Source organism: Deltaproteobacteria bacterium (assembly GCA_003696105.1).
Taxonomy (GTDB): Bacteria; Myxococcota_A; Polyangia; order Haliangiales; family J016; genus J016.
The window spans coordinates 1-17,634 of record RFGE01000059.1; the positions used below are offsets into that span (position 1 = coordinate 1).

General features: G+C 71.4%; 13 protein-coding genes. 10 read left to right on the forward strand and 3 right to left on the reverse strand.

Annotation, left to right across the window (positions count from 1 at the left end; translation table 11 throughout):
• The coding region (locus D6689_03690; GenBank protein RMH43960.1) for a CHASE2 domain-containing protein at positions 1-1,617 on the reverse strand (1,617 nt) is incomplete at its 3' end.
• Between the two features lie 255 nt (positions 1,618-1,872).
• On the opposite strand from D6689_03690, the gene D6689_03695 reads away from it, so the two are divergent.
• Genes D6689_03695 through D6689_03735 form a run of 9 tightly spaced genes read left to right on the forward strand, consistent with a single transcriptional unit; the run spans position 1,873 to position 12,431 of the window.
• Entirely contained in the window at positions 1,873-3,648 is a 1,776-nt protein-coding gene (locus D6689_03695; protein RMH43961.1) for a hypothetical protein, read from the forward strand.
• Positions 3,446-6,109 (forward strand): hypothetical protein, encoded by a 2,664-nt coding sequence (locus tag D6689_03700; protein ID RMH43962.1) that lies wholly within the window; start codon positions 3,446-3,448, stop codon positions 6,107-6,109. The genes D6689_03695 and D6689_03700 overlap by 203 nt, the downstream gene beginning before the upstream one ends.
• A 49-nt stretch (positions 6,110-6,158) precedes the next feature.
• Complete coding sequence (locus D6689_03705) at positions 6,159-7,118, forward strand: NAD-dependent epimerase/dehydratase family protein (GenBank protein ID RMH43963.1); 960 nt, start codon at positions 6,159-6,161, stop codon at positions 7,116-7,118.
• Positions 7,115-8,218, forward strand: coding sequence for a DegT/DnrJ/EryC1/StrS family aminotransferase (locus D6689_03710; protein ID RMH43964.1), 1,104 nt, complete (start codon positions 7,115-7,117; stop codon positions 8,216-8,218). The genes D6689_03705 and D6689_03710 overlap by 4 nt, the downstream gene beginning before the upstream one ends.
• Positions 8,215-9,210, forward strand: a complete 996-nt coding sequence (locus D6689_03715; GenBank protein RMH43965.1) for an ABC transporter ATP-binding protein — start codon at positions 8,215-8,217, stop codon at positions 9,208-9,210. Before D6689_03710 ends, D6689_03715 begins: the two co-directional genes overlap by 4 nt.
• Positions 9,207-10,013, forward strand: coding sequence for an ABC transporter permease (locus tag D6689_03720; GenBank protein ID RMH43966.1), 807 nt, complete (start codon positions 9,207-9,209; stop codon positions 10,011-10,013). Before D6689_03715 ends, D6689_03720 begins: the two co-directional genes overlap by 4 nt.
• The gene (locus D6689_03725) at positions 10,010-10,654 is read left to right on the forward strand and encodes a hypothetical protein (protein ID RMH43967.1); all 645 of its coding nucleotides are present in this window, start codon (positions 10,010-10,012) and stop codon (positions 10,652-10,654) included. Before D6689_03720 ends, D6689_03725 begins: the two co-directional genes overlap by 4 nt.
• A gap of 44 nt (positions 10,655-10,698) precedes the next feature.
• The gene (locus tag D6689_03730) at positions 10,699-11,199 is read left to right on the forward strand and encodes a cyclic nucleotide-binding domain-containing protein (GenBank protein RMH43968.1); all 501 of its coding nucleotides are present in this window, start codon (positions 10,699-10,701) and stop codon (positions 11,197-11,199) included.
• 56 nt (positions 11,200-11,255) lie between these two features.
• Positions 11,256-12,431 carry an HDOD domain-containing protein gene (locus tag D6689_03735; protein ID RMH43969.1) on the forward strand — a complete coding sequence of 392 codons (1,176 nt, stop codon included), beginning with the start codon at positions 11,256-11,258 and terminating at the stop codon, positions 12,429-12,431.
• A gap of 28 nt (positions 12,432-12,459) precedes the next feature.
• Here the strand turns inward: D6689_03735 and D6689_03740 are convergent, their stop codons facing one another.
• Positions 12,460-14,913: a hypothetical protein gene (locus D6689_03740; GenBank protein ID RMH43970.1), complete on the reverse strand. Its 2,454-nt coding sequence runs from the start codon at positions 14,911-14,913 to the stop codon at positions 12,460-12,462.
• A 224-nt stretch (positions 14,914-15,137) separates the two neighbouring features.
• Complete coding sequence (locus D6689_03745) at positions 15,138-15,617, reverse strand: PilZ domain-containing protein (GenBank protein RMH43971.1); 480 nt, start codon at positions 15,615-15,617, stop codon at positions 15,138-15,140.
• Between the two features lie 25 nt (positions 15,618-15,642).
• Here D6689_03745 and D6689_03750 point away from each other — a divergent pair.
• A partial coding sequence (locus D6689_03750; protein ID RMH43972.1) for a hypothetical protein occupies positions 15,643-17,634 on the forward strand: 1,992 nt, incomplete at its 3' end.

The following is a 17,634-nucleotide window of genomic DNA, read 5'->3' on the forward strand; positions in this document are numbered from 1 at the left end:
CAACTGGTCCAGCAGGGCGGCGGTCGCCTGCTGATGGCGGGCGAGGGCGAGAGCGCCTCGCCTCGCCTCGCGCACGCGGTCGAGGAAGGCGCTGTCGCCCGGCTGCCGGCGCGCGTCGGCGAACGGGCGGGCCGAGCCGTGGAGGCGCCGAAGTTCGAGGCCGACGGCCATCTCGTCGGCCAGCGTCGCCATCACCGACAGCTCTCGATCCGTGAGTTCGCGGTGGTCCTCGAAGTTGACGATCCAAATTCCGAGCAGCCGCTCGAACGACACGAGCGGCACGAGGAACGTGCGGACGCCGAGGTCGCGCCGCATGAACTGGCGGTCGGACTCCATCGGCCGGTGGAACGCATATGCCCGCTTGTACGGGTCGCGGCGCACGTCGCGCCGCTGTTCGACGATGTCGGTCTCGGCCATTCGGACCGCGTGCGCCAGCCGGAGGTGCCAGCTGCCGTCCGGCAGTTCGGCAAACGCCGTGCTGTGGCAGTCGAGGTAGATGTCGACGGCGTCGGCGTAGGCGCGCCACGGAGCGTGGTCGACGGCGATGCCCGCGCTGCGCGGCGTATCGACGCGCAGGCGCTGCGCGAGCCACCGAGCGATCGCGTCGATCTGGTCGCGCGCGCGCTCGCGCTCGACGGCGCCGCCGGCGATGGCGCCAGCGACCACGCCGACGGCCGGCGTCGTCATGCCGAGCAGCGCGACGCCGGTGCGAAACAGCCAATAGTCGGCGATGGCGATCACCGCGATCGCGCCGCCGGTGACCGCCGCCGCCGTCCGCGTGCGCAGCCGCGGGGTCACCGCCGCCGCGACGAACGCGAGCACGCCGGCGAGCATCCACGACAGCCACGGCGGTGGTCGCGACCACACGGCGCCGTGGGCGAGGCCGAGCAGCGCGTGGCAATAGACCTCGGCGGGCGACATTGCGCCGACCGGCGTGGGCACCTGCGGGGCGAAGCGTTCGCCGCGCAGGCCGATCACCACGATGCGATCGCGAAACGTGCGCGGCGGAATCTCACCGCTTGCGACCCGGTGCGCCGGCAGGGTCGGCAGCGCGTCCGGCGCCCCGTAATAGTTGACCGGCAGCCGCCGCGGCACGTCGCGACCGAGTCCGGCGGCTTCGATCACGTCGCGGACGACCGATCGGTCGACACCGTCGGGCTGGCCGAGGTCCAGCGCGACGACCGCGCCGCGCGTTTCGAGCGCCAGGCGGGGCTGGCCGAACCCGGGGGTCGGAGGCGCCATGACGAGTGCGCCGCGGGCGACCGCATCGCGGATCACCGGCGGCGGCGGCTCGTCTGGAAGCAGGCGCGGACCCGGCTCGAGGATCGCGATCACGCGAGGTTCGCCGGCGAGGATCGCCGACACCGTGGCGGCGTAGCGGTCCCACCGCCACGGCGGCGCGTTCCACAGGTTGACGCTGTCTTCGTCGATGGCGACGAAGATGACGTCGTGGCCGCCGTCGCGGGTTCCGCGGATGTCGTAGTACAAACGGCGCGCGTTGTCGTCGATCGCGTCGGCCGTGCCCGTCGCGCGTGCGACAGCCACCGCGGCGAGCGCGATCGCTGCGCATCCGGCGGCGCGGCGCAACCACGGGCGGTGCTCGCGCAGCGCTATCATGCGGGGCGACATCGAACCGGCGTGAGATCGTAGCAACTGGCGCGCGCGCGGCCTATTTTTGTGCGCCGTTCGATAACGGCTTCGATAACCGCTGCCGTCGAGTCGCGCGGGCCACCGGATGCGTGGCGCGTGTCGGGATGCGCCTGTCGCGGGACGCGTGTCGGAGACGGGCACACATGCGCGGAGATAGTTGCTTTGGCAACTCGTGCGTCGGATCACCGGCGCCACGGCCCGCTGCGCGCTACAATCACCACGATGCGGATCGCGTGGCTCGCAGCCGCGGCGGCGGTCGCCGCGAGTCCGGCGTGCGACTGCGGGGGCGGTCGCGGCGTGCCACCAGACGCGCGACCGGCGGACGTGGACGCGGCCGGCGCGGACGCCGGACACGGGTCGGACGCGGCGCCGGGCGACGCCGCGACGACCGACGCCGCTGCTCCCGACGCCGGCAGCCGGCCGGACGCGGCGCCGGGCGACGCCGGGGCGACCGACGCGGCATCCGCTCCCGACGCCGCCCCGCCGGCGGTCGTACTCATCAACGAGGTGGTCGTCTACCCGCTGCGCGACTGGAACGACTCCGACGGATTCGGCATGCCGTACGACGGCGAGCCCGGCCACGGAATCATCACGTCGGTCGACGAGTTCGTCGAGTTGTACAACGCGGGGACGGCTCCGGTGGACCTGCGCGCGTGGACGCTCGAGATGATCGACGAGAGTCCCGAGACGACCGTGCTCGGCGCTCACCCGTCGATCGTCGCGACACCGGGCTCCACCGTCGCCGCCCTTCAGCCCGGGCACTATCTCGTGGTCGGCAACCCGCGCGGATTTTCGTCCACCGATGTGTTCGTCGTGTTGCGCGACGACGCGGGCCGCGTCGTGGACGACGTCGAAATCGGAGGCAACAACGGCGCGGCCGACCCCGAGGGCGACGGCTCCGGCGACGGCGCGCCGGACGGGATCGGCAACGGCCTCGGCCGCGGCGTGTTCGAGGAGGCGATCGCGCGACCCGCCGGCGCGCCCGACACCGACGACGACATCGCCGACTTCGTGCGCATGCCGGCGACGCCGCTGGCGCCGAACGTCCCGCCGGAGCCGCCGGTCGAGTCAGATCCGCCGGTCGTGGTCGCGAACGCGGAGGGAACCGCGTTTCCCGTGAGCGACAACGTGTGGGTCACGTTCAACGAACCGGTGGCGGGAGCCTCCGCGACTCCGGCCGTGATCCACGTGTCGGTAGGCGGCGTCGATCTGCCGGTCGACGCGGTCACCTTGCGCGACGACGACGCGACGCTCGTGGCCCATACGGTCGGGCGCCTGCCGTACGACGCCGACGTCGACGTGGTCGTGCGCGGCGGGGTGGAGGGCGTGACCGACCGCGCGGGCAACCCGCTGGCCGCCGACGTGTCATTCCAGGTTCACACCGAGCCGCGGCCCGCCGACCCGGCCGGCGTCGTGATCAACGAGATCGTATCGTCGCCGCTGCAGGATTGGGACGACTCCGAGGGAGGCGACGGCGTGGCGTTTTCGCCGGTACCCGGCACCGGCGCAGTCGATTCGCGCGACGAGTGGGTCGAACTCGTCAGCCGCCTGCCCGCGAACGCCGATCTGTCCGGCTACTCGATCGTCGTCTATCGCGGGTTCAACCCGTTCGGCGCGGCGCGCACGGTCACGCCGATCGGCGGGCCGGCGTCCACCTACGTCACGCGGTTGTACGGCGCCGGCACCGGACTGACCGACGTCGCGCCCGGCGACCGCATCGTCGTCGGCAACCCGATCGGCTCGCTGCCGTTCGACTTCGTGATCGAGCTGCGCGACGAAAGCGGCGCGCTCGTCGATGCGGTGGAGGTCGGCGGCAACACGCCCGCGCAAGATCGCGGCGGGGACGGAGTGGACAACGGCGCGCCCGCGCCCGGTGCGGACGGTCGCGCACTCAACCCGGGCGAGGAGGCGATTGCGCGAATCCCCGACGGCGTCGACACGGGCGACGATGCCGCCGACTTTGCCTACGCAGTGCCGACCCTCGGCGCGCCGAACTAGGAGGCGGTTGCGTATAGGCGCGCCAGCGAGGTGGCGAGGTGCGAGGCGAGGTTCGGCGCACGCCCGTAGCGCACGAGGGCGCGTATCCACGTACGGTACCGAAGGGCGCGAGGGCGTACGCCGACGATCGCGACCGCAGCCAACGGCTATGCGCAACAGCCTCCTAAATGGCGGCGAAGACCGCGAGCGCCGGGCTCGGCCGTCCGCGAATCGCGCCGGTTCGGCGGGGACGGCTCGCCGCGCGCGCCGGCGTCACGGAGCGGTCGCGCGGTTCGTGGTACCGTCGGGCAATGCGAGAGATCGCGATCCTTTCGGTTGTCGTGTCCGCGCTCGCGATGGCGCGGCCGGCCGGGGCGGACGAGCCGTTCGATTACCGCGTCCAGTACACGCACCAGGGCCAGTTTGGCGTCCAGGGCGCGGGCGGCTTCGGCTTCCGCTTCATTGCGCCGTACAACGAGGAATACTGCGGCCAGGTAGACCAGGACAACCCGTCGGACCCGAAGGCGGTGTGCTCGGCGCGGTCGCCGTTTGCGCTGGATCTCGGGCTCAGCTACGGCGTCGCGCGCAGTCTCGAGCTGCTGTTCGAGACGCGCATCGGGCTCGAGCGCGACTTCGGCGCGTCGCCGTCCGACGACGACGGCCCGCGCCAGCTGGCGTTCGCGCCCGGCATCAAGATTTACATCCGCGACGCGGGCCTCACGAAGTTCTTTTCGTCGCTCCAGTTCGCCATCGACGTGACGGACTTTGCGCAGGCGTCGAAGACCGACTACGGTGTCCGCAACACGAACGGGCTCCAGTTCGACTTCCACCGCACGTTCGGCGTGTACGTCTACTTCGGCGAGACGCTGGCGTTCGCGCGGTGGTTTCGATTCGAGATGGACGCGGGAATCGGTCTGCAGTTCCGCGTGCCGTGATCGCGCTGCCGGACGACCTCGCCGCCGACCTCGCGGCTGCGCTGGCGTCCACCGCGGAGGCGGAGGCACCGTGGGTGTTCGCGCGCGTGTACGAACGGCAACTCGCGGCGAGCGGCCGTCGTCGCGCCGCGGGCGCGTACTACACGCCGCCGCATTTGATCGACTTCGTGGTGGACCGCACGCTCGGGCCGTTGGTCGACGCGGCGGCCGATCCACTCGCGCTGCGCGTGATCGACCCCGCGTGCGGCGCCGGCGTGTTTCTGCTCGCGGCGTTGGACCGCATTTGTGCCCGGGTCGGCGCCGACCGCGCCGCGGACGTCGCACGCCGCTGTTTGTACGGCGTGGACATCGACCCGATCGCGGTCGAACTCGCGCGCCGCGCCGTGCGACGCGCGTGCGGTGCCGAGCCGAACCTCGCCGTCGCCAACGCGGTCATCGGCGCGTTCCCGTTCGCCGGCCGGTTCGACGCGGTCATCGGTAACCCGCCGTGGGGACAGAAAGGGTTTCGCTGGTCCCCGGCCGACAAGGCGTGGGCGCGCGCGCACTATCGCTGCGGCAAAGGCGTGCTCGATCCGTATGCGTTGTTCGTCGAGCGTGCGACCGAACTCGCCGGCCGGTGGGGCATGGTGCTGCCCGATGTGCTGCTGCTGAAGAACCAGCAGGACATCCGCGACGTCATCCTCGAGCGGTGCGCCATCGAGTGGATTGCCGACGCCGGCCAGGCATTTGCCGGGGCCGCGATCGACGTGGTCTGCGTGGTCGCGCGCGCCGGTCCGGCGCGCGACCATGCCGTACGCGTGTGGCTGTCGCTGCCGGCCGACTGGCGCCAGGCGCCGCCGCCCGAGCGGCGCGTTCCGCAAGCGTGGTTCGCCGAGTTGCCGGGCCACAAGTTCAACATTCGGCTCACCGAGCCGGCGCGCGCGCTGTGGCGGCGGCTCGACCGGCTGCCGCGCTTCGGCGATCGGTTCGAGGTGCACGAGGGGGTGCACACCGGGAACGTGCGGGCCAAGCTGTTCGTCGCAGCCCGGGCCAACCGACACTGCGTGCCCGTCCTCGTCGGCCGCGGCGAACTCGCCCCCGGCCGCATCGCATGGGCGGGGCGGTGGCTCGATCGCTCGCCGGGTCGGATCGATCGCGGCGCGGGCGAGTACGCGAGTCTCGGCCGCCCCGAATGGTTCGAGCAGGCCAAACTGCTCGTGCGCCGCACGGGCGATCGCGTGGTCGCTGCGTACGACGGCGACGGCTACTACTGCAGCAACAACATGTTCGTCGCGATCCCTCGCGCGCCGATGGCGGAGGAGGCGATGCGCGCCCACGAGGCGATCCTCAACAGCCGGCTGATGACCTGGTTCTTTCGCACGGTCCAGCCGCGCGCGGGTCGCGTGTTCCCCGAACTGAAGATCCACCACCTCGCCGCATTCCCGGTGCCGCGCGAGATCGACGGAGTGGCCGCCGCCGCCGCCGCGGGGGCCGACGTCGACGCGGCGGTGGAGCGGGCTTTCGGGCTTACCGCGGCGGAGCGGGCGCTCGTGCGCGCGGGTGCGTGACGGGGCCGCCGGATCGCGTCGCGCGCGAGAACGCAGTAGGATGACGGCAATGATCACCGGGTGCCGCGTGCTCATCACCGGAGGGGCGGGCTTCATCGGTTCGCACCTGGCCGAGCGGCTCACGCCCGCGAACCGGGTGATCGTGTTCGACAACTTTCGCCGCGACGCGCTCACGCCGGCGGGCCTCGCCGAGCGCCCGGAGATCGAGATCATCCGCGGCGACGTGCTCGACGCCGACGCCGTCCGGCGAGCGATGCGCGGCTGCGACGCCGTCGTCCACATGGCGTCGATCGCCGGGGTTGACACGGTGCTGCGCCACCCGGTGCTCACCATGCGGGTCGCGCTGCAGGGGACCATGAACGCGCTCGAGGCGGCGCTCGACCACGGCGGGATCCGCCGGTTCATCGACTTCTCGACCAGCGAGGTGTTCGGCCGTTACGCCTACCAAGTCACCGAGTTCGACGCGACGACGCTCGGCGCGGTCGGCGAGGCGCGGTGGACCTACGCCGTCGCGAAGCTCGCGACCGAGCACCTCGCGATGACCTACGAGAAGGAGTACGGCCTGCCGGCGTGTTCGATCCGGCCATTCAACATCTACGGGCCGCGCCAGATCGGCGAGGGCGCGGTCCACCACTTCATCCGGCGCGCCCTCGCCGGCGAGCCGCTCGTGGTGCACAACGACGGCTCGCAGATCCGCGCATGGTGCTATATCGACGACATCGTGGATGCGATCTGCCTGTGTCTGGAGCGACCCGAAGCGGTCGGTCACTCGTTCAACATCGGCAATCCGCGGTCGACGGTGACGATTTACAACCTCGCCCGCGAGATCGTGCGGCTGTCGTCGTCGCGGTCCCCGATCGAGTTTCACCCGTGGCCCAATGCCGACGTGGAGATCCGCGTGCCGTCGGTAAACAAGGCGCGCGAGCTGCTCGGCTTCCAGGCCAAGGTGGACCTCGAAGAGGGCCTGCTGCGCACGATCCAGTGGTACCGGCGGCACGGCGACCGATGACCGGCAACCGCATTCCGCTCGCTCGACCGTCTCTTGGTGGGGCCGACATCGCGGCCGCATGCGCGGCGATCGAATCGGGGCGACTCGTCCTCGGTCCCCGGGGCGAGCGGTTCGAGCGTGCGCTCGCCGTGCGAACCCGCCGCGGCTTCGCGGTTGCGGTCGCGTCGGGGACCGCGGCGATCGAGTTGGCGCTGTGGGCGCTCGGCGTCGGAGACGGCGACGAGGTGATCGTCCCGGCGTTCGGGTTTCCCGCGGCGGCGCACGCGGCCGTCCGCCTCCGCGCCGTGCCGGTCCCGGTGGATGTCGATCCGCGCACGTGGAACCTCGACACGGACGCGGCGCGGGCCGCGGTGACCGAACGCACGCGCGTGTGCATCGCCATCGACCAGTTCGGGCTCGTGGCGGACGACACGCGGCTGGCGGAGCTGTCCGCCGACACCGGCGTCGCCATCCTGGCGGATTCGGCGTGCTCGCTCGGCAGCGCGAACGCCAACGGCGTGCCCGGCGGCGGCTACGGCGTCGCCGCCGTGCTGTCGTTTCACCCGCGCAAGGTGATCACCACCGGCGAGGGCGGTGCGGTGTTGTGCGACGACCCCGATCTCGCCGCGACGCTGCGGTCGCTGCGCAACCTGGGCCAGGCGGGGCCGGGCCAGTTCGAACGAGCCGGCACGAACGCGCGCATGTCGGAGGTGGCCGCGGCGATCGGTTGCGCGCAGATCGAGCGCCTCGATGCGATGGTCGCGGAGCGCAGACTGCTCGCTGCAGGGTACGCGGAACGACTTGCGCCGCTCGTCGAATCCGGTCGAATATGCCCACAGCACGTGCCGCCCGGGTCGAGCCACAACGTCCAGACGTACGCGGTGCGGCTCGCCCGCGGATTGTCTCGCGATCGCGTGCGGGACCGGATGTCGGCGGCCGGCGTGGAAACCGGTCCGGGCACGTACGCGGTGACGCGCCTCGCGCCGTTTGCGGCGTACGCGCGTCCGGCGCCGGTGGCGGAGGAGCTGCACGACCAGTCACTCGCGCTGCCGCTGTTCGTCGGGATGCGCAGCGCGGACCTCGACCGGGTGTGCGATGCGCTGGCGGAGGCAGTGGCATGACCGGCCGGCCGGAGCGGGCCGCCGCGGACAAAGCGGGCGCCGCCGGCGATGTCGTGATTGACGTCGCCGACCTGCAGGTCACGTACGTCACCGGCTTGCGCCGCAAGCGCGTGCGCGCCGTGCGCGACTGTTCGTTCCAGGTGCGCCGCGGCGAGGTGTTCGGGTTTCTCGGCCCGAACGGCGCGGGCAAGACCACGACGATCCGCGTGCTGATGGGGCTCGTGCGCGCGACTGCGGGGCGTTGCCGCGTTTTCGGGCAATCGATCGAGGAGCGCGACGCACGCCGGCGCATCGGCTTTTTGCCGGAGGCGCCGTACTTCTACGACTACCTCACCGCCGAAGAGCTGTGCGACCTGGCCGGGCGATTGTTCGGCCTTCCCCGCGCCGCCCGCCGCGCGCGCGCGCGCGAGCTGCTCGACCTCGTCGGGCTCGCGCACGCGCGCGGCCGTCCGATGAAGAAGTTTTCCAAGGGAATGCTGCAGCGCGCGGGCATCGCACAGGCGTTGATCAACGACCCGGAGGTGGTGGTGTTCGACGAGCCGATGAGCGGGCTGGATCCGATCGGCCGCAAGGAGGTGCGCGACATCATCCTCGGCCTGCGGGACCAGGGGAAGACCGTGTTCTTCTCGACGCACATCTTGCCGGACGTGGAGTTGATCTGCGACCGGGTGGCCATCATCGTCCAGGGCGCGGTGCGCGCGGTCGGCGCGCTGTCCGAGATCGTCGCGGAGCAGGCGATCGGCGTCGAGATCGCGTTTCGCGTCACGGATGCGTTTGGTGACGACCAGTTCGAGCGGTTGTGCCAGCGCGCTCCCAGTGCGCGCCGGGTCGACCGCAACGTGGCCGTGAGTTTGTCGGCCGACGCCGACGTCGACGAGTTCCTCGCATTCGCGCGCGACCTCGGCCTGTCCGTGGTGTCGGTGACCCCCAAGCACGAAACGCTCGAGGACGTGTTTCTCGAGCAGGCGCGCGGAAAGGAGGCGACTCGGTGAGCGGTGCGGTTCGACAGGTCGGCCAGCGCATCGCCGCGATCGCACTCAACACGTTCCGCGACGCGATCCGCCATCGCGTCCTGTACGGCGTCGCGGTCGTCGTGCTCGGCTTCAACCTGTTCGGGATCGTCCTCGGTGAGATGTCGCTGAACGAGGAGGGACGCGTCGCCCGAGACGTCGGTCTCGCGGGCGTGTCGCTGTTCGGCGCGTTCACTGCGATCTACCTGGGCGTGTCGCTGCTGTACAACGAGATCCAGCGCAAGACGATCTACACGATTCTCACCAAGCCGATCGCGCGTTGGGAGTTCGTGCTGGGCAAATACGTGGGCATGTGCATCACTCTGACGCTGCTCGTCGCGCTGTTCGCGGTGACGATGGTCGCGGTGCTGTGGCTGCGCGACATGCCGTTCGGCGTCGCGATGACCAAGGCGATCGTCCTCGCCTACATGGAGGTGTTGATCGTCGCGGCGGTCGCGATCTTCTTCTCGTCGTTCTCGACGCCGTTTTTGTCTGGGGTGTTCACGTTCGCAATTTACTTTCTCGGGCGGGTGACGCCGGAGATGCGCGCGTTGGCCGCACGCGACGACTTCCTCGGCGGCGCGATGGCCGTCGTGTTGCGCATCATTCCGGACTTGCACCTGTACGCCGTGTCCGGATCGGTCGTGGAGGGCAAGCACGTATCGATCCACGGCGATTTCGTGTCGTGGGGCTACGTCGCGTCCGCGTACGGCTTCGGCATCCTGTACGCGGCGGCGCTGCTTCTGCTCGCGATCGCAATCTTCTCGCGACGGAACTTCGCGTGATGCGTCGCAAGGTCGCCATCGGCGCTGCGGTCGCCGGCATCTGCATCGGGGTCGTCGTGACGCGCGCGGTGTGGGACGGCTACGCCGCGCTCGCCGAGGCGCAGGCGGCGGTCGACCGCGGCGATCTCGCCGACGCCGTGGCCTGGTACCGGCGTGCGGCGCGCTGGTACGTGCCGGGCGCGCCGCACGTCGCGCGCGCCTACGACCGGCTCGAGGCGATCGCTCGCGAGGCGGAGCGCAACGGCGACATCGACACGGCGCTCGCCGCGTGGCGCGGCATCCGCAGCTCGATCCTCGCGACCCGCAGCGTGTACACGCCGTTCGCTGAGCGGCTCGACCCCGCCAACCGCCGCATCGCGGCGCTGATGGCGGAGGTCGAAGGGCCGTCCGCGGATCCGGGCGCCAGCGCGGCGGAGCGCGAGGCGTGGCACTACGATCTGTTGCGCCGGGATGATGCGCCGTCGGTGGCGTGGTCGCTGGTGGCGCTCGCCGGTTTCGCGATGTGGGTCGGCGGCGGCCTGTGGTTTGCGCTCCGCGCGGTCACACCCGACGACGAGTGGGTCGGTCGGGTCGCCGCGCGGTCCGGCATCGCGATCGCCGCCGGCCTCGTGCTGTGGCTGGTCGGGCTGTACCGCGCGTGACGCCGGCGCTTGCGTGTGGCGGCCGCCGGGGGCACAGTACATTCATGCTGGGGCCGGAGGAGGTCGCGTTTCTCAAGAAGGTGTCGGTCTTTGCGGCCCTGCGCGACGAGGTGCTCGCCTCGTTTGGTCACGTCGCGCAGCGATGCGAGGTGGCCGCCGGCGAGGTCGTGTTCGCGGAGGGCGAGCCGGCCAAGGAGATGATCGTGGTGTTGTCGGGGCGGCTGGAGGTCGTCAAGCGCAGCCGCTCGGGGGCCGAGGCGCGCATCGCGGTGCTCGGTCCCGGCGACGTGGTCGGGGAAATGTCGCTGGTGGACATCCAGCCGCGCTCGGCGGCCGTGCGCGCGACCGAGCCGGCGGTGGTCGCAAGCTTCCGCCACGCGGACATCGCCAACGTCTACCGCGAGGATCCGCAAAGTTACACGCTGCTCGTGCTGAACATCGCCCGCGAGATCTCGATCCGATTGCGCCGCATGGATGCCATGCTCGCCAACATTCTCGCGGAGATCGACGAGGTCACGGGCCAACATCGGCCGCGCGCCGGCTGACGGGGAAGCCGGGGCGAGCGGCTCAAGCGACGCCGCCGGCGGCCGACTCACCGGGCATGGACGCGCGGAGTCGGATCCTGTTTGTGGACGACGAGCCGCAGATCCTGCGGTCCCTTCGGCGCGGCCTTCGGCGATACGACCGGTGGGATCTGCGGTTCGCGGATGGGGCCGAGCAGGCGCTGGAGGAGCTGCGGTCGGGCGGGGTGGACGTTCTCATCAGCGACGTCACGATGCCGGGCACCGACGGCGTGGAGTTGCTCACGGTCGCGCGCGAGGTGTGCCCCGATGCGATGCGCATCCTGATGTCCGGGACGACGGAGGGACGGCTCATCATGCGCGCGGTGCCGGTGGCACACCGGTTCCTCGACAAGCCGGTCGGCATCCGCGACCTCGCGCGCATCATCGAGGATGCGCTCACCCTGCGCGAACTGTTGGCGGATCCGAATATTCGCACGGTGGTCGGGAAGGTGTCGGCGTTGCCGAGTCTGCCGCGGACGTTCGCGGACCTCACGCGGGTGCTCGACGACCCGAATCACAACCTCGACCAGGTCGTGCGCGTCGTCGAGCGCGACCCGGGGGTGAGTGCGCGCGTGCTGCACATCGTCAACTCCGCGTTCTTCGGGACTGCGCGGCGGATCGCCAGCGTGGAGGATGCGGTTCGCCACATCGGCACGGGGCTGTTGCGGGACCTCGTGCTCGTCGCCGGCGTTCTCCGACTCGTCGAGGATGGCGATCTGCCGGCGAACGTGTCGATGCGGGTCGAGGTCGCCCACGCGATCGAAGTCGCGTCGGGGGCGCGTGCGATCGCCGACGAGCCGCACAAGCTGGCGGCCTTCACCGCGGGGCTTCTACACGACGCCGGGATGCTGCTGTTTGCCGCCGAGCTGCCTGACCTGTGGGCGCCGATGGTGGACCGCGCGCGCGCCGAGGGCGTACCGCTGCACGAGGTCGAGCGGCAACAACTCGGGGTGACGCACGCCGAACTCGGCGGCTACCTGTTCGGCATCTGGGGGCTACCCGGCGACATCGTCACCGCGGTGGTCGATCACCACACGGCGCTCGAGCGCTCGCACGACGGCGTCGACGCATCGTTGGCTGTGCATCTGGCCGATCGGCTGTCGGGGCTCGGGCGCGAGGAGCCTCCGCCGTCGGAAGACATGTTGGCGGCGTTCGGCGTGGCGGACCGGGTCGCGGCGTGGCGCCGCGAGGTCGACGCCGCCGGCGAGCCGTGAGCGCAACCCGTCGCCGCGCCGCCGAGGGTTACGGCGCGACGAAGCCGCGCAGGCGCACGCGCACCGCGCGATCCGGCGCGCCGCCCGAAATCGTGAGCGTCGCCGCGCCGTCGTCGAACACGAGGGTCCCCGGACCGACCACGTCGACCGCGTCGCCGGCGATCGCCACGTCGTCTCCGTTATAGGTTGCGCGCGTCGCGGGACCGGCGAGCGAGCCCGCGTCCCATTCGTAGCGCAAGCCGTTCGCTTCGACGAGTTGGGAGGTCCCGCCCGGGTACAACCACAGCTCGCGGTCGTCGCCGACATCCGCCAGCGTTACGACGCTTGCGTCCTGTGCGCCGACGAGCGTGTCGATCTCATCCGGCAGCAACACGAGCACGGCGCCCGCGGGCACCGCGACGAAGATGTCGTCGACCGGCACGTCGGCGATCACAGTGCCGGACACCGGTTGCCCCGAGAGCGTGTAAAACGTCCCCGGCGGCAACTCGACCTCCCTGCTCGTCGCTCCTTGTTCGACGACGGGAGCGACGAGCAGGCGGTCGCCGAGCATGAACTGGTCCGTGCGGGTCCAGCCCGGATCGAAATCGGGATAATCGATCGCCAGCGGGCGGAACAGCGGGGTCCCTACGTCGCGCGCCTGCTGCGCCATCGCGCGCAGATACGGATACAAGCGGATGTGGAACTTGCTCCACCGCCGAAGATGCGCCGTCGACTCGGCATCCGACTCCCAGTTCCAGTTGGCCCGGGCGTCGCGTCCGTGGTGCGTGCGCATCACCGGCGACAGTGCCCCGAGCGTCACCCAACGAAACCACAGCTCTCGGGTCACCGGCGCGGTGAGCTCGCTCATGTAGCCGGCGATGTCGTGTCCGTAGTACGGGAACCCGGTGACGCCGAGGCCGATCCCGATCGGGATGACGGACGGCATGCCGTCGCCGATGCTGAAATCCGTCTGTTGATCGCCGGCCCATACGACCGACACGAGCGGCTGCGACCCGACGTAGGCCGACCGCACGAAGAACAGCCGGTCGCGTCCGTCCGCCGCGGACAGCTCGTCGAACAGCTCCCGGTTGAGGCGGGCCCAGTCCACCGGATACAGGTTGTGGCGTGCGAGCGCGTCGTCTCCTGATGCGAGCACGGCGTCCACCGGCAGCCACTCGCCGAAGTCGGCCATGTAGCCGTCGGCGCCGAGGGCAAGCGAGTCGCGGTATTTGCCCTTGGCCCACGCGACGGCGTCGGGGTTGCTCAGGTCCAGCAAGGTCGTCGGGTTCTGCTTGACGCCGTTGAACAGGTACGGCCCGCCCGCGTCGTCGCGGATCGTGTACCCGCCGGCGACCGCTTCGTCGTACACGGGGACCGTCGAGTCGAGAAAGCTGTTGTGGTAGATGAAAAACAGGAAGCCGGCCGCGTGCAGCTCGTCGGCGAGGTCTTCGAAATTCGGGTACAGCTCGCGGTCCACCTCCCAGTCCTCTTCCAGTTCGTACCCGAGCCCGGTGTCGTTGGCGCCGCGCCAGTCTTCCGTCCAGATCACCGACGCGGCGACGTCGGCCGAGCGGAGCGCGGCGGCGACGCGCCGTACGTTGTCCTCGCCGAAGATCGCGTCGAGCCACGGCGCGAACGCCACCGGCGGCGGGATCTCCGGCCGCCCGACGTGCGCCGTGAGCTTGTCGATGGATTCGGCGGGGGTCGCGCCGGCAAACAGATACATGCGCAGCTCGCGGTCCCACACCTCGACTCGGACCCAGTCTGCGCGTTCGCTGCACATCTCGAAGATCGATCGATACGGCGTATCGACGAGCAGGGCGTATCCGCGGCTGGACACGTACATCGGCATCGGTGTGTGCGTCGAGTGGCGGCCGCCCACCAGAAACCAGATGCCGCGATCGTAGCTGTCGTCGGTGTGTTTCGTGATCCCGTCCTCTTGCACCCACAGCGGAACGGTCTGGCCGCGGTGGTCGACGTCGAAGGACTGGCCGCCGAAACCGAGGAAGTGCTCGGCCGGATCACACGCGAACGTGACCGCCGATCGATTGAGATCTGGCGGCGCCGACCACGACAGAACGAGTTGTCCCGCGCCGGTGCCGGCGATGCGGGCGCGTCCGAGGTCGGCACCGCCGTCGCCGCGCAGTGAGAACTCGATCTCGTCGTCGCCGGCGGCGAGGTCCGCAAACTCGGTGACCCCTTGCCACGGCTGCTCCTTGATTTCTTCGATCTTGAACGAGCCGGACTGCATCTCGTACAGGCCTCGTGTGGCGCGGGCGGCGAAGCCGACGTAGGGGGGCGGGTAGACGTCGCCGCCGGCGCCGCCGGGAGCGCCGTCGAGCAGCACGTCGCCGTCGGCCGTGCGCACGACGAGGCGCGCGGGTGACGGCTCGACGCGGACGACGAGGCCCCCGATGGAAGCTTCCACCGGGGCCGGCGAGGGGCCGGCGCAACCGGCGACGGCCACGGCGACGGCGGCGAGGGACGGGACGCGGAAACGCATGGCGCCGATTATAGGCGCAGGTGTCTGGCGGTCGCGCCGGCGACGCGGGCGGCGCGGCGGGAAGCGCACGCCGCGCGCGTGCAGCGCGGGCGGCGCGGCGGGAAGCGCACGCCGCGCGCGTGCAGCGCGGGCGGCGCGGCGTCAGCGCTCGACGGTGGTCGCGACGATGTGCGCGGTCCGTCGCGCGCGCGTCGCGGCCGCCCGCGGAGGCCGCGCGCCGGCCGTCAATAGAGGTCGCCGTCGGACGCCTGTGCCAGCAGGGCCTCGAGCTTGGCGCGATCGGCGTCGGAAATATCGATGATGCGCACGCCGAACCCCGTCGGGTAGCGGTCCGCCTCCGCGCTATTGGGCTCCACGACACGGACCACGACGACCTTTGCGGTGACGAACTCGTCGTAGTCGTACAGTTCGAGCGTGAGCGTCGATCCGACGCGGAACGGATAGATGTGCGCGACGCGCGTGTAGAGAAACAGCCCGTTCGCGGACAGGTCGCGCGTGCGGAACACGTACTCCTTGTCGCCGCCCGATACCTTGACGAATGCCTCGACCTTGACGCGGGGGGCCGCGCGCGTGTTCCTCTGGCTGTCCACGCCCCCATTGTACACAGGTAATTGCTCGATTTTGTGAGGGTTTGCGCCAAAACGGGCGCGCGGGCGAGTATCATGACACCGTATAGACCGATCGGGGCGGGCGCCGCCCCACATGGATCGGAGGCGAGTCGACAGCAGAATGGACGTCCGCTGCGAGAAGTGCGGGACCGATTACGAGTTCGATGAAGCCAAGCTCAAGCCCGGCGGCGTGACGGTCAAGTGCGCCGAGTGCGGACATATGTTCCGCGTGCGGCGGCGGACGACGACGAACGTCGGTGCGCGCGGTGCCCCGCCGGTTCCGCGCGCGACGCCCAGCGCGTCGTCGGGATCGACGACCGCTTCCACCGCGGTGACCGCCGTGTCCGGGGCGGGCCAGCGGGTCTGGCTCATCCGCGACGAACAGGGCCGGGTGCAGACGTGCCGCGAGCTCGCCACGCTGCAGCAGTGGGTGGTCGCGGGGCGGGTCACGCGTGAGTGCGAGATCTCTCGCACGGGCAAGTCGTGGAAGAAGCTCGGGTCGATCGCGGAGCTGGGCGCGTTTTTTCGCATCGCCGAGGAGGCGCGGCGGCGCGCGGCGGCCGCGGCGAACAGCGCGCCGGTCGCCGCGGCGGACAGCGCACCGGTCGCCGCGGCGGACAGCGCACCGGTCGCCGCATCCGCCGGCGCGACACCACGGGCGGCGGCGCCGGAGTCGACCGCGCCGCTGCCGGGACCCACGCGACCGCCGGCGGCGGGATCGGGACCGGCGCAACCCTCGCCTGCCGCCGGCGTGCCGGCCGACCAGGCGCTTCGCTCGGCGGCGGCGCCCGCCGCGCAGCCGGCGAGTGCGGGCATGACCGGGCCCGACGCTGCGGGCCGGTCTCCGATCGCCCCCGCGAATGGTGAGGGCGCGGCCGCCGGTGACGCGGCGTGGGCGGCCGCCGATGCGGCGCCGAAGCTGGCGATCGATCCCGCGGTGGCCGGTCCGACCGGCCCCGTCGGCGGGCTCGCGCGCGGGTTGCCGACCAGTGAGGCCGCCTTCGCCGGCGGTGCGACGAAGGCGCCGCGCATCGATGACATCATGCCGGCGCAGTTCGAGCCGATCGACGCATACGACGACGACGAACTGCGGCCGCCGCGCAGTGGCATCGGCAAGTGGATCGCGCTCGTGTCGCTGGTCGTGCTCGCAGGAGCCGCCGCGGCGGTGTATGCACTGGTGTTGCGCCCGCCCGCGGGCGCATCGCGAGAGACGCTGTCGACGCCGCTTGACGCGGCGGTGGCTGCCACTGGCGAGTCGGGCGAGGCAGCCGCGCGCGAGCCTGCCGCCGGCGCGCCGAGCGCCGACGACGTGCTCAAATCCGTGGAGGCGGACCTGCGCGCCGACACGGCGGCGGCGCTCGATGCGGCGTCCGCTCGCCTCGACGCGCTGGCCGCGGCCGACCCGGCGGCATCGGCACGGATCGCGATTGCGAGGGCGCGGATTCTGGAGGCGCGGGCGCAACACGCGCTGGACGACGGCGGCCCGGGCTCGGCCGCGACCGCCAAGCAGCTCGCGGATCGAGCCGCGCAGGTCGCGGCCGACGTGCTCGCGCGCGACGCGGCCAACCTCACCGCGAAGATCGCGCTCGCCGACGCGATGCGCCTTCAGGGCGCTCGCACGCGCGACGTCGACCACCATATTCGCGACGTGTTGGCCGCGCGTCCGCGCGATCCGGAAGCGCTGTACGTGCGGGCGCTGTTGCGCGAACGCGACGGTAAGCTCGACGCCGCGCGCGCGCTGTACGGCGAACTCGCCGCGAACGACGGCGACGTGCGGCCGCTGTATCGCCTGGCGCGCATCGCGCTCGCAGCGGGGGATGCGGCCGCAGCGGCCGAGCTGGCCGCGCGTGTGTTGTCGGTGCAACCCGAACACCGCGGCGCGCTGGCGATTCGCGATCGCGCGGCCGCGGCGACCACGGCCGGCGCCGCCGCCGCGCCGGCGTCGCAGAGCAAGCCGGCGGGCGACGGCCGGAGCGGGGGTGACGGCGAGCGCGGCGGCGACGGCCAGCGCACGGGCGAGATCGCTGCCGGCGGACGCGAGCGCGATTACGACGCCCTCATCGACAAGGCGGACCGCCTCGCCGAAAACGGCAAGTGCGCGGCGGCGATGGAA